The organism is Nocardioides sp. F233 (assembly GCF_057813895.1).
The window spans coordinates 105,947-127,860 of the sequence record NZ_JBVASH010000003.1; the positions used below are offsets into that span (position 1 = coordinate 105,947).

A 21,914-nucleotide genomic window follows, 5' to 3' on the forward strand; every position below is an offset into this window, starting at 1 on the left:
ATTCCCGTCTCCATGTGGTCCATTCCACTTTCGCGTTCCCTCTCATCCAAGCACCTGATGGGGGAAGCTTCTGTGATTTTCCACTGCCCGAAACAAGCTTGTGACCATCCGATCGGCCGGACCGGGTGACCCGTCCGGGTTCTGCCATCCTCCTCCGGTCGTAGACCGTGTCCCTGTGCGAGCGCCCGGCGTGTCGCGGGTAGATTCGTCTCCTCAGCCGTACCCGTGATCCACCGTGAGGAGCCGGTCATCGCCGACAACACCTACAACGCAGCCCACCTCCTGGTCCTCGAGGGCCTCGAAGCCGTGCGGAAGCGTCCCGGGATGTACATCGGCTCCACCGACACCCGCGGCCTGATGCACTGCCTGTGGGAGATCATCGACAACGGTGTCGACGAGGCACTCGGTGGCTTCGCCCGGACCGTGGACGTGACGCTCCACCCCGACGGCTCCGTCGAGGTGTACGACGACGGGCGCGGCATCCCGACCGACAAGGAGCCCAAGACCGGCCTGACCGGCGTCGAGGTCGTGGCGACCAAGCTGCACGCCGGCGGCAAGTTCGGTGGTGGCTCGTACGTCGCCACCGGTGGTCTGCACGGCGTCGGCCTCTCGGTCGTCAACGCGCTGTCGAGCCGGATGGACATCGACGTCGACCGCTCGCCGGCCAGCCAGGGCATCAGCTTCCAGCGCGGCGTCCCCGGCATCTTCGACGGCGAGGGCCCCGGCGCGTCGTTCACCCCGCAGCCCGGCCTGACCCGCAAGGGTGGCCGCGTCGCCAAGGGGAAGTCCGGCACCCGGGTCCGGTTCTGGCCGGACCGCCAGATCTTCACCAAGGACGCCGACTTCGTCCTCGACGGGCTGATCGGGCGCGCTCGGCAGACCTCGTTCATCGTCCCCGGCCTCGAGCTGGTCATCAGCGACCAGCGTGCCGCCGACAAGGCCGAGTGGACCGAGGAGAGGTTCCGCCACGACGGCGGCATCGGCGAGTTCTGCGACTACCTCGCGACCGGCGAGCCGGTCACCGAGGTGCTCCGGCTGCAGGGCAGCGACGTGTTCACCGAGACCGTCCCGCTGCTCGACGACAAGGGCCACATGACCCCGCAGGACGTCGAGCGCGAGCTCACCGTCGACGTCGCGGTGCGCTGGGGGAGCGGCTACGACTCCGAGCTGCGCTCCTTCGTCAACGTGATCGCCACCCCCAAGGGCGGCACCCACGTCTCCGGCTTCGAGAACGCGCTCACCAAGACGTTCAACGAGTCCATGCGCGCCTCCAAGGCGCTCAAGGTCAACGACGACGACGTGATCAAGGACGACATCCTCGAAGGCATGACCGCGGTCGTCACGGTCCGGCTGGCCGAGCCGCAGTTCGAGGGCCAGACCAAGGAGATCCTCGGTACGCCGGCCGCGCGGACCGTCGTACGCAAGGTCGTGGCGAAGGAGCTCAAGGAGTTCCTGACCTCGACCAAGCGGGCCGAGAAGGCGCAGGCCAAGCTCCTCATGGAGAAGGTCGTCGCGGCGTCCAAGACCCGGATCGCGGCACGCCAGCACAAGGAGACCCAGCGCCGGAAGAACGCGCTGGAGTCCTCGACGCTGCCCGCCAAGCTCGCCGACTGCCGCTCCGGCGACAACGAGCGCACCGAGCTGTTCATCGTCGAGGGTGACTCCGCGCTCGGCACCGCCAAGCTCGCCCGCAACGCCGAGTTCCAGGCGCTGCTGCCGATCCGCGGAAAGATCCTCAACGTCCAGAAGGCGTCGGTGGGCGACATGCTCAAGAACGCAGAGTGCGCCTCGATCATTCAGGTCGTCGGCGCCGGCTCCGGGCGCACCTTCGAGCTCGACGCCCGCCGCTACGGCCGGATCATCTTCATGGCCGACGCCGACTCCGACGGCGCCCACATCCGGACCCTGCTCGCGACCCTCTTCTTCAAGTACATGCCCGACCTGGTCAAGGCCGGCCGCGTCTACTCCGCCGTCCCACCGCTGCACCGCATCGAGATCTCCAACCCCAAGAAGGGCCAGGAGAAGTACGTCTACACGTACTCCGACGACGAGCTGCAGCGCAAGCTGGCCGAGCTCAAGAAGAAGAACGTGAAGTGGAAGGACCCGGTCCAGCGCTACAAGGGTCTCGGCGAGATGGACGCCGACCAGCTGGCCGAGACCACGATGGACCCGCGCCGTCGTACCCTGCGCCGGCTGACGGTCGACGAGCTCGAGGTGGCCTCCGAGGTGTTCGAGCTGCTCATGGGCAGCGACGTCGCGCCGCGCAAGGAGTTCATCATCCAGGGGGCGTACGAGGTCGACATGGAGACGCTCGACGCGTGAGCCTCGACGACCCGGTGGACGCGTCCCTGCGCGGCTTCCGGGTTCCGCGCTGACGCTCCGACCGGATTCGCCGACGGTGGCATCGGCGGAACCATGCGGGTTCTGTGGCCCAGGTCTCTAGCGGGATCACTCAAAGTCCATAAAGTCAGTCGAGATTGATTCGACGACAGGACTGCCATGATCGAGATCTCCGGACTGACCAAGAGCTACGGCTCGACCACCGTGCTGGACGGCATCGACCTGCGGGTCCCGGACGGCCGCATCGCGGCGGTCGTGGGCCCGAGCGGGGCCGGCAAGAGCACCCTCGCGCGCTGCGTCAATGCCCTGGAGCGCCCGTCCAGCGGCAGCGTCACGGTGCGCGGGCAGGACCTCGCGGCACTCTCCGGCAAGGAGCTGCGCCGCGCCCGCCAGCAGATCGGCACCGTGTTCCAGTCGGCGAGCCTGCTCCGCCGGCTGACGGCGGCGCAGAACGTCGCCCTGCCGCTGCGCCACCAGGGCGTCGCCGACTCCGAGGTGCGCCGCCGGGTCGGGGAGCTGCTCGAGCGCGTGGACATGCTCCACCGGGCCAACCACTACCCCTCCCAGCTCTCCGGCGGCCAGCGCCAGCGCATCGGCATCGCCCGCGGCCTGGCGCTCCAGCCGTCGGTGCTCCTCTCGGACGAGGCGACCTCGGGCCTCGACCCCGACTCGACCCGGGCGATCCTCGCGCTGCTGACCGAGCTGCGCGACGACCTGGGGGTGACGATCCTCGTGATCACCCACGAGATGGACGTGGTGCGCGGCATCGCCGACCACGTGGCCCAGCTCGACCACGGCCGGATCGTCGAGCAGGGCCCCGTCAACGAGGTCGTACGACGCTCCGACTCGCCGCTCGCGCAGGCCCTGCTGCCCATGCCGCCGGTGCTGCCCGCGCCGGGACTGCGGCAGTGGCGCCTGCGGCTCGCGGGCGACGTAGCGCCGACCTGGCTCACGCGGGCCGGCCGCGACCTCGGCACGGACGTCGCCGTCCTGGCCGCCCTGGTGGAGGAGGCGGACGCGGTTCCGGTCGGGCGCCTGGTCGTCGGCCTGCCGCCCCACCTCGCGGCGGACGCCGTCGTCGCGACCTTCCGCCGGCTCGGGGTGGTGGCCGAGACCGACGCCGCGCCGGGTGCCGCGCCCGCGGCCCTGGTGGACCGGGAGCCGGCCGCATGAGCGCCACGGTCCCGCTGATCGCCACGCCGTGGCCCGACGTCCCCGACCTACTGCTGCCCGCGTTGGGCGAGACGGCGCGCATGGTCGGACTGGTGATGGCGATCGTCGTCCTGCTCGGCGGCCCCCTCGGGCTCCTCATCTTCAACACCTCGCCGCTCGGGCTCACGCCGAACCGGAGCGCCCACGTCACGATCAGCTGGATCGCCAACCTGGGCCGGTCACTGCCGTTCCTGGTGCTGATGGCCGCGATCATCCCGGTCACCAAGCTGGTGTTCGGCACGACCATCGGCTTCAAGGCGGCGCTCATCCCGATGGCGGTGGCCGGCGTCGCCTTCTTCGCCCGGCTGACCGAGAACGCCGTGCGTGAGGTCCCCGGCGACCTGCTCGACGTCGGTCTCGCGACCGGCTCCAGCAGGTGGCAGATCATGGCGGGCATCCAGCTGCGCGAGGCGCTGCCGGGCCTGGTCGCCGGGTTCACCCTCAATGTCATCGCGATGATCGAGTACTCCGCCATCGCCGGGGCGATCGGCTCCGGCGGCATCGGCTACCTGGCGGTCAACTACGGCTATCGCCGCTTCGACAACACCATCATGATCGCCTGCATCGTCCTGCTCGTCGCTCTCGTGCAGCTGATCCAGTTCACCGGCGACCGCGCCGTCCGCGCGCTCACGCACTGACGCCGACGCGCCCCCGCGCCGTCGTCGCCCTCCTCGAAAGGAAAGTACGCCCATGTCCACCACCCGTTCGACCCCCGAGACCCGCACCCCGGACGACCGTCCCGACATCGACCTCGGCGGTGGCCGCAGCCGCCGCCGGCTGATCCTCGCCGTCGTCGGCGTCGTGCTGATCGGCGTCGCCGTCGCGCTCGTGCTGCGCGGCACGGGCGACGGCGAGAAGGCCGTCGCCGGGAGCCACTTCTCCGACGACTTCTCGATCGCCTACCAGGCCAGCTCCGCCTCGGAGCAGGCGTTCCTGGAGTACCTCGACAAGGAGATCGCGCCCGACTACGGCGTCCGCATCGACGGCGTCGGGATCGAGGACGGCAACCAGCTCGACCAGGCCACGGCCGACGGCAAGTACATCGCGAACATCTACCAGCACAAGCACTGGCTCCAGCAGGTCACCGACTCCACGGGGATGGAGCTGACCGCGCTCGGGCCGGTGTTCCAGTGGTCCTACTCGATCTACTCGGCCCGCTTCGGCTCACTCGAGGAGCTCCCGGACGGCGCCACCATCGCGCTGCTCAACGACCCGGCCAACACCGCGCAGGCGCTGTGGATCCTCGAGCGGGCCGGCGTCCTCACCTTCAAGGACGGCGTGAACCCCTGGGCCGCGACCGAGCAGGACATCGCGAGCAACCCGCGGGGCTTCCGGTTCACCTACATGGAGTACGGAGCCGGGCCGCGCACCCTGGACTCCGTCGACGCCGTCGTCGACTACAACATGTCCTTCGTCGACGCGGGCACCCCGGACGACCAGCGGATCTACGCCCCCGACGCGCCCAAGGAGTTCGCCGGTCAGCTGGTCGTCGGCACGGCGTACCTGGACGACCCGCAGGTGGCGAAGCTGCAGAAGGTCTTCTTCGACCCGCGGGTCCAGGAGTACCTCGCCACGAACGACGACCCGAACCTGTCCGGCCAGCTGGCCCCGGTCTCGGCGAGCTGACGCGGGTCCGGAGGGACTCAGGCCGCGAGCCTCCGCGCGTGCGCGACGAGCGCCGCGTGGAGGTCGCGGACCGCGGCTCGGACGTGATCGGTCCTGCGCTGCAGCAGGACCAGGGTGACCCGGGTGGCGTCGTCCGCGATCGGGCGGGCGGTGATCAGCCCGGCGAGCTCCAGCGGATCGCCGAGGACGCTGTAGTCGGGGAGCACGGTCACGCCCAAGCCCTGGGAGACCATGAACTTGCCCATCTCGGCACCGTCGGTCGTGTGGCACACGCGCGGCATCCTGCTCCCGAAGATCCGGTGGGCGAACCGGTGCATGACGTAGCCGGCGCGCATCGCGACGAAGCGCTCCTCGCGCAGCTGGTCGACGCTCACCTCGTCCCCGGCGGCCAGCGGATGGTCGGCCGGCATCACGACGACAGGGCGCCCGTGCAGCAGGGCGGTGCCGAGCAGGTCGTGGGCGGGCTCGTCGCCGGCCAGCAGGTTCACCAGCCCCAGGTCGAGCGATCCCTCGAGCAGGCCCTGGTGGATCTCGGCCTGCTGGACGTTGAGGACCTCGACGGTCGCGTTCGGGGCGGAGTCCTGGAACTCGCGTGAGGCCGGCACCAGCAGGGTCGAGGTGGCCGCGTTGACCGTGCCGATCCGGACGGTGCGGCTCACGTTGTGCTGGTCGCCCGCAGATGTCCGGAGCCGGTCGACCGCATCCAGGACGGCGACCATGTTCGGCAGCAGGTCCAGGCCCTGGCGACTGATCCGGGCGCCGGTACGACGGCGGTCGAGCAGGGTCACCCCGAGCTCCCGCTCGAGCTTGCTCACCGCCTCGCTGAGCGCGGGCTGCGAGATGTGCAGGCTCTCGCTCGCGCGCCGCAACGACCCGTGCTGTGTCACGGCGGCGACGTACTCCAGCTGCTCGATCCTCATGACGTCCCCTCAAATGCAGTAAGTACAGTTAGTTACTATGAAAAGCGTAGCGCAGCACGCCCGGGGCCGGATCTGCGTGGAGTGGAAGGCGCTGCCGATGGCTCCGTCGTCCATTGCGACGGCGAAACGCACCGTTGGGCCTTGTTCGGCCCGTCAAAGACAAGCAATCTGATCGACATACCCGAATTGAGGAGCAGCGATGACCAGCAATCCGACCCGCGCGCCCGAGCCGTTGAAGTTCGCCTACTGGGTGCCGAACGTGAGCGGCGGCCTCGTGGTGAGCAAGATCGAGCAGCGCACCGACTGGGGCCTGGACTACAACCTCGAGCTCGCCCGGCTCGCCGAGGCCAACGGCTTCGACTACGCCCTGTCGCAGGTGCGTTACATCGCGTCGTACGGCGCCGCCTACCAGCACGAGTCGACCTCGATCAGTCTCGCGATCGCGCTGGCGACCGAGCGGCTCAAGGTGATCGCGGCGGTCCACCCGGGACTGTGGCAGCCGGGCGTGCTCGCCAAGCTGGTCGCGAGCTCCGACCAGTACACCAAGGGCCGGTTCTGCGTGAACGTCGTCAGCGGGTGGTTCAAGGACGAGTTCACCAAGCTCGGCGAGCCGTGGCTCGAGCACGGCGAGCGCTACCGCCGCTCGGAGGAGTTCATCCGCTACCTGCGGGAGATCTGGACCAGCGAGCACGCCGAGCTCAACGGCGACTTCTACCGGCTGCACGACTTCGACCTCAAGCCGAAGCCGTACGACGTACCCGGGCGCGCGCACCCCGAGATCTTCATGGGCGGCAACTCGACCGACGCCCGCGGCATGGGCGGCCGGGTCGCCGACTGGTACTTCATGAACGGCAACACGCCCGACGGCATCGCCGAGCAGATCCACGACGTCAGCGACGTCGCCGCGGTCAACGGCCGGGCCGGGCAGGTGCGCTTCGGTGTCAACGGCTTCCTCATCGGCCGGAGCACGGAGGCACAGGCGCGCGACGTACTGCGCGAGATCGTCGACAAGGCCGACCGTGAGGCGGTCGAAGGGTTCGGGTCCGCGGTCAAGCAGGCCGGGCAGTCGACGGGCGACAAGGTCGGCATGTGGCAGGACTCGGAGTTCGCCGACCTCGTGCAGTACAACGACGGCTTCCGTACCGGCCTGATCGGCACGCCGGAGCAGATCGCCCACCGGATGCTGGAGTACAAGCGCCGGGGCGTGGACCTGTTCCTGCTCGGCTTCCTGCACTTCCAGGAGGACGTGCAGTACTTCGGGCGCGAGGTGCTCCCGATCGTGCGGGAGCTCGAGGCGGCGGAGCTGGAGCGGGTCTGATGCCGGTCCCCGTCCTGTCCGACCACGAGGCGCTCGCCGTCGCCGCCGAGTTCGGCGAGCGGTTCGCCAAGGGCGCCGCCGCGCGCGACGCCGACCGGGTGCTGCCCGTCGACGAGCTGGACGAGCTGTCCGCGTCGGGGCTGCTCGCGGTGACCGTGCCTGCGGCGTACGGCGGCGCCGGACTCCCGGCGTCGGTGCTGGCCGAGGCGTTCCGGCTGCTGGCCACCGGCGACCCGAGCGTCGCGCAGATCCCGCACAGCCACTTCGTCTACGTCAACGCACTCAGCCACCAGGGCACGCCCGACCAGCAGGCGTTCTTCTTCGGCGAGGTCCTGGCAGGCAAGCGTTTCGGCAACGCCCAGTCCGAGATCGGCAGCCGCCACGTGCGTGACTTCCGGACCACGTTGCGGCCCGACGGCGCCGACGGCTGGGTGCTCGACGGGGAGAAGGGCTATGCCACCGGCGCCCTGCTCGCCGACTGGATCCCGGTGCTGAGCCACCTCGGCGTCGACGGGCCGTTGCACGTCGCCTGGGTCGAGCGGCACGCCGCGGGCGTGAGCGTCGTCGACGACTGGAACGGCATGGGCCAGCGCACGACGGCCAGCGGCACGGTGCGGCTCGTCGGCGTCGCCGTCAGCGCGGACCGGGTCACGCCGTACCACCTGACCTTCGAGGGGCCGCAGACCTACGGCGCCTTCGCGCAGCTGCTGCACGCGGCCATCGACGCGGGCATCGCCCGCGCCGCCCTCGCCGATGCGGCGGAGTTCGTCACCACCAAGAGCCGGCCCTACCCGGACGCCATCGCGGAGCTCGGCATCTCCCGGCACGCCGACGACCCCACGGTCGTCCAGGCCTTCGGCGAGCTCGAGCTCTCGGTGCGGGCGGCGGAGGCGCTGGTCGCCGCGGCCGGTCGCGCGGTCGACCGGGCCGACGCCGATCTCGATGCAGAATCGGCCGGTGCCGCGAGCCTCGCGGTCGCGGCGGCGCGGGCCGCGACGACCAGCGCGAGCCTGGAGGCGGGAACGCGGCTCTTCGAGGTCAGCGGGACCCGGTCCGCCCACGACTCCCTCAACCTGCACCGCCACTGGCGCAATGCGCGCACCCACACCCTCCACGACCCGGCCGCCTGGAAGGTGCGCCACCTGGGGCGCTGGGCCCTCGACGGCCAGCTGCCTCCCAACCACGGCCAGCTCTGACCACCCACCCGCGGACTCGCAGAAGGACGACATGACTCAACAGCTCAAGTTCCACTGGTTCCTGCCCACCAACGGCGGCGACGGACGACACGTGGTCGGCGGGGGACACGGCGTCACCTCGTTCGCGGGAGAGCGGCCGAACTCGGTCGCCTACCTCGGCCAGATCGCGCGCAGCGCCGAGCAGCTCGGCTTCGAGGCGGCCCTGACCCCGACGGGGGCCTGGTGCGAGGACGCCTGGGTCTCGACGGCCATGCTGAGCTCGTTGTCGGACCGGCTGAAGTTCCTCGTCGCCTTCCGGCCCGGTCTCACCTCGCCGTTCCTCGCGGCCCAGATGGCCGGCACCTTCCAGAACCTGTCCGGCGGCCGGCTGTTGCTGAACGTGGTCACCGGGGGTGAGTCCCACGAGCAGCGGATGTACGGCGACCACCTCGACAAGGAGGGCCGCTACGAGCGCTGCGACGAGTTCCTGCACCTGGTCCGCGCGCTGTGGGCGGGGGAGACCGTCACCCACGAGGGCGAGCACTACCGGCTCGACGACGCGGTGCTGGCGCAGATCCCCGACCCGCTGCCGGAGATCTACTTCGGAGGATCGTCGCCGGCCGCCGGCCGGGTGGCCGCCAGGCACGTCGACGTCTACCTCACCTGGGGCGAGCCGCCGGCCGCCGTACGGGAGAAGATCGAGTGGGTCTCCAAGCTGGCCGCCGACGAGGGGCGTCAGCTGCGCTTCGGCATCCGGCTCCACTCGATCGCCCGCGACACGTCCGAGGCCGCCTGGGCCGAGGCGAACCGGCTCCTCGACGGCATCGACGACGAGCAGATCGCGCAGGTCCAGGGGGGCCTGCGGCGCAGCGAGTCGGTGGGCCAGGCCCGGATGCTGGCGCTCAACGGCGGCAGCAGGGACTCGCTGGAGATCCACCCGAACCTGTGGGCCGGGGTCGGTCTCGTCCGGGGCGGCGCCGGTACTGCCATGGTCGGCAGCTTCGCCGAGATCGCGGACCTCGTCGAGCAGTACGTCGAGGTGGGGATCTCGGAGTTCGTGATGTCCGGCTACCCCCACCTCGAGGAGTCCTACTGGTTCGGCGAGGGTGTGCTGCCCGAGCTGGCCCGGCGGGGCCTGTGGTCGCACCCGGCTCCGGCCGCCCGGTCGGTCGCAGCGGTGCCCTTCGGTGGCCGTCAGGTGGTGTCGTGAGCACAGCGGTCGTCGTCGGCAATCCCAGGCCGGCGTCGCGCACCCTCGCCGTCGCCACGCTGCTCGCCGGCCAGCTGACCGGCACGACGCCCGGCCCGGTCGTCGACCTCGCCACCGTGGGCGCCGGCCTGCTGGAGCTGGACGACCCGGGGATCCGGCGCCTGGTCGAGCAGGTGGAGCAGGCGGACGTCGTGGTGTTCGCGTGCCCGACCTACAAGGGGACGTACACCGGGCTGCTCAAGCTCTTCCTCGACCGGTTCGAGGCGCGGCCCCGACCCGCGCTCGCCGTACCGCTGATGCTGGGGGCGAGTCCCGGGCACTCCCTGGCTGCCGAGCTGACCCTGCGTCCGGTGCTGACCGAACTCGGCTTCACCACCGTGCGCGGCCTGTACGTCCTCGACAGCCAGCACGACGATCCGGCCGCGTACGCGACCTGGCTGGAGCAGGTCCGGCCGGTCGCCTCCGCCCTCCACCGATCGGGAGCATCCGCATGAGCGTCACCGCACTGACCACCAACCAGGACCTCGACCCGGGGCGGCTCCGTGAGGCCTTCGGCGTCTTCCCGAGCGGCGTCGTCGCCGTGGCCGCCGAGGTCGACGGCGCGCTGACCGGGCTCGCCGCGAGCTCCTTCACCTCGGTCAGCCTCGACCCGCCGTTGGTCTCGTTCTCGGTGGCGAACACCTCGAAGACCTGGCCGGACCTGCGCCGTGCCGACCATCTCGGGCTCACCGTACTGGCCGAGCACCACGGTGACGTGTGCCGGCGGCTGGCAGGCCCGGTCGAGCACCGCTTCGACGACGTCGAGGTGACGGTGAGCCCCGAAGGCGCGGTGCTGCTGGACGACGGGCTCGCCCGCTTCGACTGCACCATCCACCACGAGGTCCAGGCGGGCGACCACACCCTCGTGCTGCTCGAGCTGCACGCCGTCGACCACGCCGACACGGCGCAGCCTCTGGTGTTCCACCGCAGCGGATTCGGGAGGCTCACCGCGGCCGTGTGACCTGTGCCAGCATGAGGCCATGAGCGCCGCCGACCGCACCGCCGTCGTCAAGCTGCTCAAGGCACGCGGTGCCAAGGCGCGCCGCGGTCACCTGCGGATCCCGGTCGGCGAGCTGTTCTGGTACGTCGACGTGCTCGCCGACGGCGTCGGCCCGACCGCGCCCCTGCGGCTCGAGGTCGGCTGCTGGACCGGCGCACTCCCGCCCGAGCCCGACGGCGGGGCCGTCGACTGTCCGCTGCTGATGGACGTGCCGCTCGGCATCGACCCGGTCGGCGCGACGGCGACGCTCCTCGACAAGCTCACCGCGCTCGGCGACCTCGCCACGCTCGGCCGCAGCCTGGGCGACCTGCCCGGCGCGCTGGTGGACCAGCGGCTGCGGGACCTGTTGTAGCGCTCGGCGTACCCCGGAAGACACGCACGGCAGGTTGCAGCAAGTGGAAACCTGCTGTGCGTGTCACACGCCGTGCTCGGCGAGGGTGATCATGAGATCGCGGTGGTCGAGGATGTCGTCGAGGGGCGGTGGAGGCGGCCCCAACCGCCAGCCCTGCGGGTGGCTGCCGGCTCGTGCTGCCGCGGCCACCATCCGATCGATCACCAGTTGCCGGTCGTGGAGATCGGCGCCGACGACCTCGACGTACTCCAGGCCGGCGCGCCGGAACAGGTCTTCGCGGCGTACGTCCGTGCGGTGGCGCGAGCGGTGGCGATGGATGGATCCGGCGAACTCGCCGACGATGCCGCGGTCGGGGTCGAGCAGGTCGGGGCGGCCGAGGAACCGGCCGTCGAGGTCGAGGACATCGTGGTTGACCAGCGGCCGCGGCCATCCGGCGTCGAGCTGCCAGATCAACCGGAAGCGGGGCTCCTGAGGAGAGGCGCTGCACTCGTCCGCCAGTGCGAGTGCTTCCCGGGCCAAGCGACTGCCGCGCGCACCCGGGCGCCGATCGAGGTGGGCGCCGAACCGGCGGATCGTCGTCAGGTGCGCCGCCATGGTCATGTCGATGGCCACGACTGCCTCGCGCAGGTCGTCGAGTCGCGCGAGATGGTCGAGAAGAGCCCGTTCGGGGGATGTGCAGCGCACGCCGTGCACGAGCACGATGTCAGCGTCGGGGAGGCGGTCACGCACGACCTGCACCTCTGGGGTGGACCTGAGACGGGCGCCGCCCTCGACGAGGAGCACGGGTACCGGAGTCCTGGCGTCAGGTCGGAGGCCGTCGAAGTAGGCGGCCCGGTGCAGACGGAGGGATGCCCATCCCGTGATGACGCCGCGGCCGCGCGATCGTGCGAACGCCTCGACGATGCGTTGCTCGGGCGTTGATCCGTCGATCGACGTCGGTACGTAGAGGTTCACCCCGGTACGTCGCCAGCGCGGGCCGGCAGCCCGGCCGCGCGTCGGTCCCGTGCGTCCGCAGGGATCCACCGGCACCGGCCAGGTCAGCTGCGGTCGCCCACGCAGTCTCGGTTGCCACTCGTCCGTCATGCACCGTGCCGTGCCCGCGGTGCCCAGTGCGGCAAACGCGGGAGGTCGGCGCCTGTGGACGGCCGTGAGAGCGCAGAAGACGCAGACGGCAGGTCCCGGACGCCCGGAACCTGCCGTGCGTGTCAGACCTCCTGGGTCAGCAGGCCCGTGTCGACGTCGTAGATGAATCCGCCGACCTTGACCGAGTCGGGGATGAGCGGGTGCGAGGTGACCTTGCGGACGTCCTCGGCGAGGCTCGCCTTCTGGTCCTCGATCACGTGGAAGGCGTGCCAGGTGACGTCCTGGCCGACGGCGGCGCCGATCTTGTCGTGGATCTCGGCCTCGGTGCTCGACGCCATCGCGCAGCGGGTGTGCGGGATCACGAGGATCCGGTCGACGTTGAGCAGGTGGGCGCCGAGGACGAGCGCCTCGAGCGCGGCCTCGGTGATGCGGCCACCGGGGTTGCGGAAGATCTTGGCGTCGCCGTAGTCGAGGCCGAGCATCCGCAGCGGGTCGATGCGGGAGTCCATGCAGGTCACGATCGCGACACCGGCATGGGCCTTGCCGTCGAACCCGCCCTGGTCGAAGGTCGCGGCGTAGTCGCGGTTGGCCTTCAGCAGATCGTCGAAATCACCCATGACCCTCAGGTTAGCCGCCCGCGCGCAGCACCTCGGCGGTGTCCACGTCCCGGGTGGGGGCGCGCGAGAGGAGCGCCACAGCGAGCACGGCGGCCGCGAACGCTGCCGCGGACGCACCGCGGAAGACCGCCTGCTCCTGCAGGATGCCGAGCTCGCTGATGCCGAGGCTGGGGTCGGCGGCGCGGGCGGCGTACAGGCGGCGCAGGCCGATCGTGGTCAGCGCGGAGATGCCGACCAGCATGCCGACCATCCGCGCGACCACCACGAGGGCGCTGGCGAGGCCGTGGGTGTCGTCGTCGGTGGTGGCGAGGATCGCGGCGTTGACGGGCGCGAGGGCCAGGCCGAAGCCGAAGCCGCCGACGACCAGCGGGACATTGGACGCGAACCCGTCGAGGCTGTGCGCGCCCCACTGGCCCATCACCAGGAAGGCCCCGCTGGCGGCGAGCATGCCGACGGCGGTGAGAACCCCGGCATTGGCACGCCGCAGCAGCCAGCCACCCACGACCGCACCGATCGGGAGGGCGGCCAGGAAGCGCAGCAGGATCAGCGCCGCGCCGAGCTGGGACTCCTTCTCGGTGGTCGTGCGGGCGAACAGCGGGATGTCGACGAGGGCCGCGATCAGGGCCCAGCCGACGAGGAAGCTGACGAGGAGGGAACCCCACGCGGGCACCGCGCGCAGCGCGCCACGGGGCACGATCGGGGCGTCGGCCCGGCGCAGGTGCAGCACCAGCAGCACCGCGGCCACGGCCGAGCCCGTGAGGAACCACGGGCCCTGCGGCGAGAACACCGCCACCTCAGGGTCGGCGGTCGCGAACGCCAGCACGATGCCGCCGAGGACGACCGCCAGCAGGCCCGCGCCGGGCAGGTCGGCGGCGAGCAGGTGGCCGAGCCAGCCGCGCAGGTCGACCAGCGCCCGCGGCCGGAACCAGCACCACGCCACCAGTAACACGCTGGCCACGACCGCCGCGACGCCCACCGGGGTGACCCAGCGGCTGCCGCCGTCGACGTACGGGATGAAGAGCCGGCCCCAGGTCAGGTCGCGCTGCAGGCTGCCGGGCTCGACGAAGGTGAGGAAGCCGGCGACCAGGGTCGCGGCGAGGAGCAGGATGCCGATGACGTCGGGGAGCCGTCGGGGAGCGTCTCGATACGCCGCCTGCGCTCCTTCGTCGCTCCGGCGGCTACTCGACGAGCTCACGAGCCCGACGGCGACCACGAGCAGCGCACCGACGGCGAGGTTGATCGCGAAGATCCCGCGCCAGGAGGTGAAGGAGAGCACGAGGGCGCCGAACAGCGGGCCGAGGACACTGCCGAACTCCTGGACCGCGGAGACGATGCCGAGGGGGAGACCCCGCCGGTCGACGGGGTACAGCGCGGCCACCAGCGACATGGTCGCCGGGACCAGCCCGCCGCCGCCCATGCCCTGCAGGAACCGGCCGGCGACCATGCTGGGCAGGTCGTAGGAGATCGCAGTGACCAGGGAGCCGGCGGAGAACACCACGAGCGACATCGCCAGGACCGGGACCTGGCCACGCAGGTCGGCGATCCGGCCCACGAGAGGCAGGATCGCGACGTAGCCCAGCAGGAAGCCGGACACGATCGGGGCGGCCCGCTGGAGCTCCTCGACCGGGATGCCGGCGCCGGCCATCATGTCGGGCAGCGCGAGCACGACGACGTACGTGTCGATCGCCGCGAACGCCACGGCGACCGCGCAGAAGGCCAGCAGCAGCCGGTTCGCCGCGCTCATCGCAGTGGGCTCACTGGGGAGCCGAGATGTCCTTCGTGACGCCGTACTTCGTGACGTCGATGGTGTACGTCAGCGGCTCGGAGTCCTTGAAGAAGACGCCGGTCAGCCGCGCGGTGCGCAGGTAGCCCTTGTCGTCGAGGCGGTACGTCGCCTTGAAGTCGTCTCCCTCGGCGCACGGCAGGATCTTGCGGATCGCGTCGCCCGTGGCGGTGCCGGCGTAGGTGTGGAAGATCTCCTTGTTGTCCGTGCCGCCGCGCTCGGACTTGCCGGCCTTCACGTCCGTGCTGGTGGTGAGCACGGTGGAGACGCCGGTCGACGGGTCGAGCAGCTTCGCCGGGTCGGGGGCGCACAGCTTCGCCGGCTGGTACTTGTCGGTCCAGCCGATCACGGGGGCGTCGATCCACAGCGTGCCGTCGACCGAGACGACGTTGATCGAGCTCGCCTCGAACCCGCTGACCCGGCCCGCGACGGTGCCCTCGAAGGCCGGCGGATCGGCGACGATGGTGCCGCTCGCTGCCGACAGGTAGTCGGTGCCGGGGTCGTCGCCGGTCGACAGGGAGACCTCGATGCCGCTGGTGTCGTCGAGCAGCTTCTTGGCCTTGGCCCCGGCGTCGGACCACGACGCGGCCTTCGAGCCGCCGTCGTCACCCGAGCAGGCGGTCAGGCCGCCGACGGCGACGAGAGCGGAGAGCAGGCCGGCGGCCACGCGGGTCGGGGTCGTCATGCGCTCACCCTGACACACCCAGGGTCACGGCAAGCGGACCAGCCGCTGCGGCGAGCGCCTGGCTGCTCGGTACGCCGGACCCGTCGCGGCGGCCGTTGGCCTCGGGCAGGTCGACCGGGGCACCACTCGCGGCCGAGGCCCGGGCGGGCGCGGGGCCGGCCCAGGCGAACACGATGGTGTCCTCGCCCTTGAGGAAGCGGTGGCAGCGCACCCCGCCGGTGGCACGTCCCTTGGCGGGGTACTCCCAGAAGTCGGTCACCTTGACCGAGCCGGGCTCGGTGCCGGGCAGGGCGGTCGAGGAGCCGGACGAGGTCACCAGGACCACGCCGCCGGGGGAGTTGAGGTCGAGCACGCCGAACCAGACCACGCGCTCGCGGTCGGTCACCCGCACGCCGGCCATGCCGCCGCCGGAGCGACCCTGCGGACGGACCGAGTCGGCGGGGTAGTGGAGCAGCTGTGCGTCGGAGGTGACGAAGCAGAGCTCCTCCTGACCGGTGCGCAGCTCGACCGCGCCGACGACCTCGTCGCCGTCCTTGAGGCCGATGACGTCCCACTCGTCCTTGCCGAGCACCTCGGGGTTGACCCGCTTGATCACGCCCTGCTTGGTGCCGAGCGCGAGGCCGGGGCCCTCGGCGGTGAGCGTCGTCAGCGCGAGCGCCCGCTCGCCGGCGCCCAGCTCGAGCACCTCGGTGAGCGGCAGGCCGCCCTGGAGGTTGGGCTCGTTGGCCGACGGCGGGATCGCCGGGAGGTCGAGGACCGCGAGCCGGATCAGTCGTCCGGCGGAGGTGAGCACGCCGATGTCGGCGCGGGCCGTCGTACGGACGGCGGAGACGACCACGTCGTGGTTGGCGCGGCCGCCGCCGGTGCCGATCTCGTCGGCGTTGCTGGTGCGGGCCAGGAGCCCGGTCGAGGACAGCAGCGCGAAGCACGGGTCGTCGGCGACCTCGAGCGGCGCGGCCGCGGCGGCGACCGCCGTGGTGCCGGCCGACTCGAGCAGGACGGTACGACGCGGCGTGCCGAACGTCTTGGCGACGTCGCCCAGCTCCGTGGAGACCAGCTTCTTGAGCAGGCCCTCGTCGCCGAGGATCGCGTCGAGCTCCTCGATCTCCTTGCGCAGCTCCTCCTGCTCCTTCTCGAGCTCGAGGCGCGAGAACCTCGTGAGCCGGCGCAGCTGCATCTCGAGGATGTACTCGGCCTGGATCTCGGAGAGCTCGAAGACGCTCATCAGCCGCTCCTTGGCGGCCGCCGAGTTGTCGCTGGTGCGGATGACCTGGATGACCTCGTCGATGTCGAGGAGGGCCAGCAGCAGGCCGTCGACCAGGTGGAGACGGGCGGCCTTCTTGTTGCGGCGGAACTGCGAGCGGCGGCGCACGACCTCGTAGCGGTGCTCGAGGAAGACGTCGAGCATCTCCTTGAGGCCCATCGTGCGGGGCTGGCCGTCGACGAGGGCGACGTTGTTGATGCCGAACGAGTCCTCGAGCGGGGTCAGCTTGTAGAGCTGCTCGAGAAGCGCCTCGGGCACGAACCCGTTCTTGACCTCGATGACCAGGCGCAGGCCGTTCTCGCGGTCGGTGAGGTCCTTGATGTCGGCGATGCCCTGCAGCTTCTTGGACTGGACGAGCACCTTGATCCGCTCGACGACCTTCTCGGTGCCGACACCGTAGGGCAGCTCGGTGACCACGATGCCCTTGCGGCGCCCGATCGTCTCGACCCGGGCGGTGGCGCGCATCTTGAACACGCCGCGGCCCGACTCGTAGGCGTCACGGATGCCGTCGAGGCCGACGATCTTGCCGCCGGTCGGCAGGTCGGGGCCCGGGATGAAGCGCATCAGGCCGTCGATGTCGGTCTTCGGGTGCTGGATCAGGTGGCGCAGCGCCTGGACCACCTCGACCAGGTTGTGGGGCGCCATGTTGGTCGCCATGCCGACCGCGATGCCCGTCGTACCGTTGACGACCAGGCTGGGGATCGCCGAGGGGAGCACGGTGGGCTCGTACTCGCGGCTGTCGTAATTGGGCTTGAAGTCGACGGTGTCCTCGTCGATCGACTCCGTCATCGCCAGCGCGGCCGGCGCCATCCGGCACTCCGTGTAACGCATCGCGGCCGGCGGGTCGTCGGGCGAGCCGAAGTTGCCGTGGCCGTCGATGTAGGGCAGCCGCAGCGACCACGACTGGGCGGTGCGGACGAGGGCGTCGTAGATCGCGCCGTCGCCGTGCGGGTGCAGCCGACCCATGACCTCACCGACGACACGGGCGGACTTCACGTGCCCCCGGTCGGGCCGGAGGTTCATGTCGTTCATCGTGTAGAGGATCCGGCGCTGCACCGGCTTGAGCCCGTCGCGCGCGTCGGGCAGCGCCCGGGAGTAGATGACGGAGTAGGCGTACTCCAGGAACGACGACTGCATCTCGTCGCGGATGTCGGTGTCGAGGATGTGCTCCTCGAAGTCCTCAGGGAGGGGATCCTGCTTGGTACGCCGTGCCATGGGCGCCATTGTTCCGGGTGGGACCGACAGGTGGAGCAGGGGCACGCCGAAGTGGGCGCTCGGGGTGGCTGCGATGAGTTCGGCGGCGCCGGCGGGTCTGCCCCGGCATGGCGACAGTGATGATGCACGCGGTGGCCTCGCTCGACGGGTTCATCGCCGACGACCACGACGACGTCGGACCGCTCTTCGAGTGGTACTTCAACGGCAGCCTCCCGCTCACCGGGGACGGCTCCGGGCACGGCTCGTTCGCGGTGTCGGAGGCGTCGGCGGCCTACGTCCGCCCGATGTGGGAGAGCATCCGGGTGATCATCCAGGGCAGACGGCTCTTCGACCAGACGAACGGGTGGGAGGCGAGTCCGCCGGCGGGGGAGCACCTGTTCGTGGTGTCGCACCGGCCGAAGCCGGAGGGGTGGCACCCGGAGGCCGACGTACCGTTCTTCGACGACGTGACCGCCGCGGTCACCGAGGCGAAGCGGGTCGCCGGGGACGGCGTGGTGGCGCTCTGCGCGGGCGAGATGGGCGGGAGCGCACTGGCGGCGGGCCTGGTGGACGTGGTCGCGATCGACGTGGTGCCCGTCGTGTTCGGGTCCGGGAAGCGCTACTTCGGATCGGTCGACGCCCAGCACCTCCTCGAGGACCCCGAGGTCGTCGTCCAGGGGGACCGGGTCCTGCACCTCAAGTACCGCGTGCGCCGCTGACGGGTGTGGCGCGGGCCGATAGATTTCTCCCCGTGAGCCCCGGCGACCCGACCCCCACCGACGAGATCGAGGCGCCCCCGGCGCACTGGGAGGGCGACGTCCTGCTCCGCGACGGACGCACGGCGCACATCCGGCCGATCCGTCCCGAGGACGACGAGCTGCTCGTCGAGTTCTACGCGCGGGTCTCCGACGAGTCGAAGTACTACCGCTTCTTCTCCCCGATGCCGGTGCTGTCCGAGCGCGACGTACGCCGGTTCACCCACGTCGACCACCGCGACCGGGTCGCCCTCGTGCTGATCCTCCAGGAGCGGATGATCGCTGTCGGCCGCTACGACGTCGTCGAGAACCGCGAGGCCGAGGTCGCCTTCCTGGTCGAGGACGAGCACCAGGGCCGCGGCATCGCCCAGCTGCTCCTCGAGCACCTGGCCCAGGCCGGTCGCGAGCGCGGGGTGGACCGGTTCACCGCCGAGGTGCTGCCCGACAACTCCCGGATGATCCAGACCTTCCGCGACGCCGGCTACAAGGTGGTCAGCGGCTACCACGACGGCGTGATCACCCTCGAGTTCCCGATCGACCCGACCGACACCGCGATCGGGGTGATGCGCGACCGCGAGCACGCGGCCGAGGCCGAGTCGATCGACCGCTTCTTCCACCCGCGCTCGGTCGCGATCATCGGTGCCAGCCGCCGCCAGGACACGATCGGCCAGGTGCTGGTGCGCAACCTGGTCAACGGCGGCTTCACCGGTCGGGTCCACGTCGTCAACCCCAGCGCGCCCGCGGTGTCGGGCTTCCCGGCGTACAAGAACGTCAACCAGGTCCCCGACGACGTCGACGTCGCGATCGTCGCCGTGCCCGCGGACGCGGTCACCGACGTGGTGCTCGACTGCGCCAACAAGGGCGTGCACGGCCTGATCGTGATCTCGTCGGGCTTCGCCGAGACCGGCGAGGAGGGCCGCAAGCGGCAGCGCCACCTGGCCGGGCTGTGCCGGTCCTACGGACTGCGGCTGATCGGCCCCAACTGCCTGGGCGTGATCAACACCGAGCCGGCGGTGCAGGTCAACGCGTCGCTGTCGTCGGTGATGCCGGCCCGCGGCCGTGCGGGCTTCTTCTGCCAGTCCGGTGCGCTCGGCTCGGCGATCCTCGAGAAGGTCAAGAACCGGGGCCTCGGCATCTCGACGTTCGTCAGCGCGGGCAACCGCGCCGACGTCTCCGGCAACGACCTCCTGCAGTACTGGGAGGAGGACGACGCCACCGAGGTCGTCATGATGTACCTCGAGTCGATCGGTAACCCGCGCAAGTTCTCCCGCATCGCCCGCCGGGTCTCGGCCCGCAAGCCGATCGTCGCGGTCCGTTCCGGTCGTACGACGCAGGGCGTGCCGATGGGCCACACGGTCCGCCGGATCGGGGCCCCGCAGGCCGCGGTCGACGCGATGTTCCGTCAGGCCGGCGTGATCCAGGTCGACACCCTCGACGACATGTTCGACGTCGCCCAGCTGCTCGCGCACCAGCCGTTGCCGCGCGGACGCCGGGTCGCGATCGTCGGCAACTCCGACGCCCTCGGCCTGCTCGCCGCCGACGCCGCGTCCGCGGTCGGCCTGGTCGTCAACCGCTCGGTCGCCCTCGGTGCCGACGCCACCGCCGAGGACTTCGAGGACGCCCTGGACGACGCGATCGACGATCCCGACGTCGACTCGGTCATCGCCGTGTACATCCCGCCGCTCGACGTGTCCGGCGAGGAGGTCGCCAACGTGCTGGCGGCCGTCGGGGAGCAGTCCGACAAGCCGCTCGTGTCGTCCTTCCTCGGTGCCGAGGGAATCCCCGAGCTGCTGCGGGTCCCCGATGTCGCCGGATCCTCGGCGGGACGCGGCTCGGTGCCGTCGTACCCGGCCGTGGAGGCGGCGGTCCGGGCGCTGGCCCGGGTGGTGGAGTACGCCGTGTGGCTGCACGCGCCCGACGGCCCGGCGGCCGACGCGGGCGAGGTCGACGCGCGCAGCGCCCGGCGGCTGGTCGACCGGGTCCTCGCCGACCCCGACGTGGTCGCCGCCGACCGCGAGGTCGAGCTCGACCAGGACCAGGTCCGTGCGTTGCTGCACGCCTACGGCATCGAGCTGTGGCCCTCCGAGTCCGTCGCCGACGTCGACGCCGCGGTTGCCGCGGGCGAGCGGCTCGGGTGGGACGTCGTGCTCAAGTCGACGCTGGCCTCGGTGCGCGAGCGCCCCGACCAGATCCACGTGTGGCGCAACATCCCCAACGGGCCCGAGATGAGGGAGGCATGGGGCTACCTGGCCGGCCTGATCGACCCGGGTGTCGGGCGGTTCGTCGTGCAGCGCAACGCGCCGACCGGCGTACCGATCTCCGTGCGGTCCTTCGAGGACCCGCTGTTCGGGCCGGTGGTGTCGTTCGGCATCTCCGGTCCGGTCATCGACCTGCTGGGGGACTGGTCGTACCGGATCCCGCCGCTGAGCGCGCACGAGGTGTCGGGGATGGTGCGCGAGGTGAAGAGCTCGCCGCTGCTGTTCGGCTACCGCGGTGCCGACCCGGTCCAGGTGTCGGCGATCGAGGACCTGATCACGCGGGTCGCCGCGCTGCAGGGCGACCTGCCGCAGGTCAGCGCGCTGGAGCTGTCGCTGGTGCTCGCCGGCGTCGACTCGGCCGCCGTGCTCACCGCGTCGGCGCGCGTGGCTGCGGTCAAGGACCCGCGGCCGGACTCGCTGGTGCGCCGGATGCCCGATCTCGTCACCACGATCCCCGAGTGAGTGGTCCTTCGCAGACGCCGGCGACGGGCGTGCGAAGATGCCGCCATGACTGACCGGGACCGGAGCGCCGAGCTGAGCGCTGCGATCAACCGCACCGGCTACTACCCGGAGGTCGTCGCCGATGCGGTCGTCGACGCGGTCGCGGGCGAGCCCGTGGTGTCGTACTACGTCCACCACGAGCCGACCTTCGAGCGCGACGAGGTACGCCGGCACCAGACCGTGGTCGTGCTGACCCCGTCGCGGCTGATCCTGGCTCACACCGACGAGCACGCGGGCGACGACCTGCTGCCCGAGCCGTACACGTCCACCTCGACCGAGGCGGTCAGCCTGCGCTCGGTGGCGTCGGTGGTCGTGACCCGGATGACGACCAACCCGACCGCCGGCCCGCGCCCGCCCGCCGAGGCGGTGCTGACCATCGGCTGGGGCGCGGTCAACCGGGTCGACCTCGAGCCGGCCGGGTGCAACGACCCGCAGTGCGAGGCCGACCACGGCTACACCGGCACCCTGTCCTCCGACGACTTCTCGCTGCGCGTCTCGGCCGCTGCCGACGGCACGGACGCGGTCGGCGGGCTGCTGTCGTTCGCGGCGTCGCTGTCGGCGCTGACCCGGGGCTGACGCGAG

Annotated in this window: 19 protein-coding genes; 13 read left to right on the top strand and 6 right to left on the bottom strand. The window is 71.2% G+C overall.

Translation table 11 applies throughout. The features are described from left to right. Window positions 1-225: 225 nt before the first annotated feature. The 4 genes from ACZYRU_RS11875 (at window position 226) to ACZYRU_RS11890 (ending at window position 5,178) form a co-directional block, all read left to right on the top strand. The gene (locus ACZYRU_RS11875; protein ID WP_488957304.1) at window positions 226-2,322 is read left to right on the top strand and encodes a DNA gyrase/topoisomerase IV subunit B; all 2,097 of its coding nucleotides are present in this window, start codon (window positions 226-228) and stop codon (window positions 2,320-2,322) included. Between the two features lie 177 nt (window positions 2,323-2,499). Further along, window positions 2,500-3,513, top strand: coding sequence for a methionine ABC transporter ATP-binding protein (locus tag ACZYRU_RS11880; protein ID WP_488957305.1), 1,014 nt, complete (start codon window positions 2,500-2,502; stop codon window positions 3,511-3,513). Next, window positions 3,510-4,190 carry a methionine ABC transporter permease gene (locus ACZYRU_RS11885; RefSeq protein WP_488957306.1) on the top strand — a complete coding sequence of 227 codons (681 nt, stop codon included), beginning with the start codon at window positions 3,510-3,512 and terminating at the stop codon, window positions 4,188-4,190. The genes ACZYRU_RS11880 and ACZYRU_RS11885 overlap by 4 nt, the downstream gene beginning before the upstream one ends. Window positions 4,191-4,242: 52 nt before the next feature. Further along, window positions 4,243-5,178, top strand: coding sequence for a MetQ/NlpA family ABC transporter substrate-binding protein (locus ACZYRU_RS11890; RefSeq protein ID WP_488957307.1), 936 nt, complete (start codon window positions 4,243-4,245; stop codon window positions 5,176-5,178). A gap of 17 nt (window positions 5,179-5,195) precedes the next feature. Here ACZYRU_RS11890 and ACZYRU_RS11895 read toward each other — a convergent pair whose 3' ends face one another. Further along, window positions 5,196-6,098, bottom strand: a complete 903-nt coding sequence (locus ACZYRU_RS11895; RefSeq protein ID WP_488957308.1) for a LysR family transcriptional regulator — start codon at window positions 6,096-6,098, stop codon at window positions 5,196-5,198. A gap of 199 nt (window positions 6,099-6,297) precedes the next feature. Here ACZYRU_RS11895 and sfnG point away from each other — a divergent pair, with 199 nt between their 5' ends. The 6 genes from sfnG to ACZYRU_RS11925 are packed head-to-tail and all read left to right on the top strand — an operon-like array spanning window position 6,298 to window position 11,192. Further along, window positions 6,298-7,416: a dimethylsulfone monooxygenase SfnG gene (gene sfnG, locus ACZYRU_RS11900; protein ID WP_488957309.1), complete on the top strand. Its 1,119-nt coding sequence runs from the start codon at window positions 6,298-6,300 to the stop codon at window positions 7,414-7,416. After that, window positions 7,416-8,612 carry an SfnB family sulfur acquisition oxidoreductase gene (locus tag ACZYRU_RS11905; RefSeq protein WP_488957310.1) on the top strand — a complete coding sequence of 399 codons (1,197 nt, stop codon included), beginning with the start codon at window positions 7,416-7,418 and terminating at the stop codon, window positions 8,610-8,612. The genes sfnG and ACZYRU_RS11905 overlap by 1 nt, the downstream gene beginning before the upstream one ends. 31 nt (window positions 8,613-8,643) lie before the next feature. Continuing rightward, a complete protein-coding gene (locus ACZYRU_RS11910) occupies window positions 8,644-9,801 on the top strand; it encodes an LLM class flavin-dependent oxidoreductase (RefSeq protein WP_488957311.1) in 1,158 nt (385 codons plus the stop codon). Then, a complete protein-coding gene (locus tag ACZYRU_RS11915; RefSeq protein WP_488957312.1) occupies window positions 9,798-10,295 on the top strand; it encodes an NAD(P)H-dependent oxidoreductase in 498 nt (165 codons plus the stop codon). Before ACZYRU_RS11910 ends, ACZYRU_RS11915 begins: the two co-directional genes overlap by 4 nt. After that, window positions 10,292-10,801: a flavin reductase family protein gene (locus tag ACZYRU_RS11920; protein WP_488957313.1), complete on the top strand. Its 510-nt coding sequence runs from the start codon at window positions 10,292-10,294 to the stop codon at window positions 10,799-10,801. The genes ACZYRU_RS11915 and ACZYRU_RS11920 overlap by 4 nt, the downstream gene beginning before the upstream one ends. Before the next feature lie 19 nt (window positions 10,802-10,820). Beyond that, window positions 10,821-11,192, top strand: coding sequence for a hypothetical protein (locus ACZYRU_RS11925; RefSeq protein ID WP_488957314.1), 372 nt, complete (start codon window positions 10,821-10,823; stop codon window positions 11,190-11,192). Window positions 11,193-11,255: 63 nt separating this feature from the next. Here the strand turns inward: ACZYRU_RS11925 and ACZYRU_RS11930 are convergent, their stop codons facing one another. The 5 genes from ACZYRU_RS11930 to ACZYRU_RS11950 form a co-directional block, all read right to left on the bottom strand. Beyond that, window positions 11,256-11,921: a hypothetical protein gene (locus tag ACZYRU_RS11930; RefSeq protein ID WP_488957315.1), complete on the bottom strand. Its 666-nt coding sequence runs from the start codon at window positions 11,919-11,921 to the stop codon at window positions 11,256-11,258. Between the two features lie 476 nt (window positions 11,922-12,397). After that, on the bottom strand, window positions 12,398-12,892 hold the full coding sequence (locus tag ACZYRU_RS11935; protein ID WP_488957316.1) for a beta-class carbonic anhydrase: 495 nt from the start codon (window positions 12,890-12,892) through the stop codon (window positions 12,398-12,400). Between the two features lie 10 nt (window positions 12,893-12,902). Continuing rightward, window positions 12,903-14,636, bottom strand: a complete 1,734-nt coding sequence (locus ACZYRU_RS11940; protein WP_488957317.1) for an MFS transporter — start codon at window positions 14,634-14,636, stop codon at window positions 12,903-12,905. Between the two features lie 10 nt (window positions 14,637-14,646). Next, window positions 14,647-15,360 carry an LppX_LprAFG lipoprotein gene (locus ACZYRU_RS11945; RefSeq protein WP_488957318.1) on the bottom strand — a complete coding sequence of 238 codons (714 nt, stop codon included), beginning with the start codon at window positions 15,358-15,360 and terminating at the stop codon, window positions 14,647-14,649. A gap of 4 nt (window positions 15,361-15,364) precedes the next feature. Then, on the bottom strand, window positions 15,365-17,839 hold the full coding sequence (locus ACZYRU_RS11950) for a DNA gyrase/topoisomerase IV subunit A (protein ID WP_488957319.1): 2,475 nt from the start codon (window positions 17,837-17,839) through the stop codon (window positions 15,365-15,367). Between the two features lie 107 nt (window positions 17,840-17,946). Between ACZYRU_RS11950 and ACZYRU_RS11955 the strand changes: the two genes are divergently transcribed. Genes ACZYRU_RS11955 through ACZYRU_RS11965 form a run of 3 tightly spaced genes read left to right on the top strand, consistent with a single transcriptional unit; the run spans window position 17,947 to window position 21,908 of the window. Continuing rightward, window positions 17,947-18,537, top strand: coding sequence for a dihydrofolate reductase family protein (locus ACZYRU_RS11955; RefSeq protein ID WP_488957320.1), 591 nt, complete (start codon window positions 17,947-17,949; stop codon window positions 18,535-18,537). Window positions 18,538-18,569: 32 nt separating this feature from the next. Then, window positions 18,570-21,293, top strand: a complete 2,724-nt coding sequence (locus tag ACZYRU_RS11960; RefSeq protein ID WP_488957321.1) for a bifunctional acetate--CoA ligase family protein/GNAT family N-acetyltransferase — start codon at window positions 18,570-18,572, stop codon at window positions 21,291-21,293. Window positions 21,294-21,338: 45 nt separating this feature from the next. After that, complete coding sequence (locus ACZYRU_RS11965) at window positions 21,339-21,908, top strand: DUF5998 family protein (protein ID WP_488957322.1); 570 nt, start codon at window positions 21,339-21,341, stop codon at window positions 21,906-21,908. Window positions 21,909-21,914: the final 6 nt, after the last annotated feature.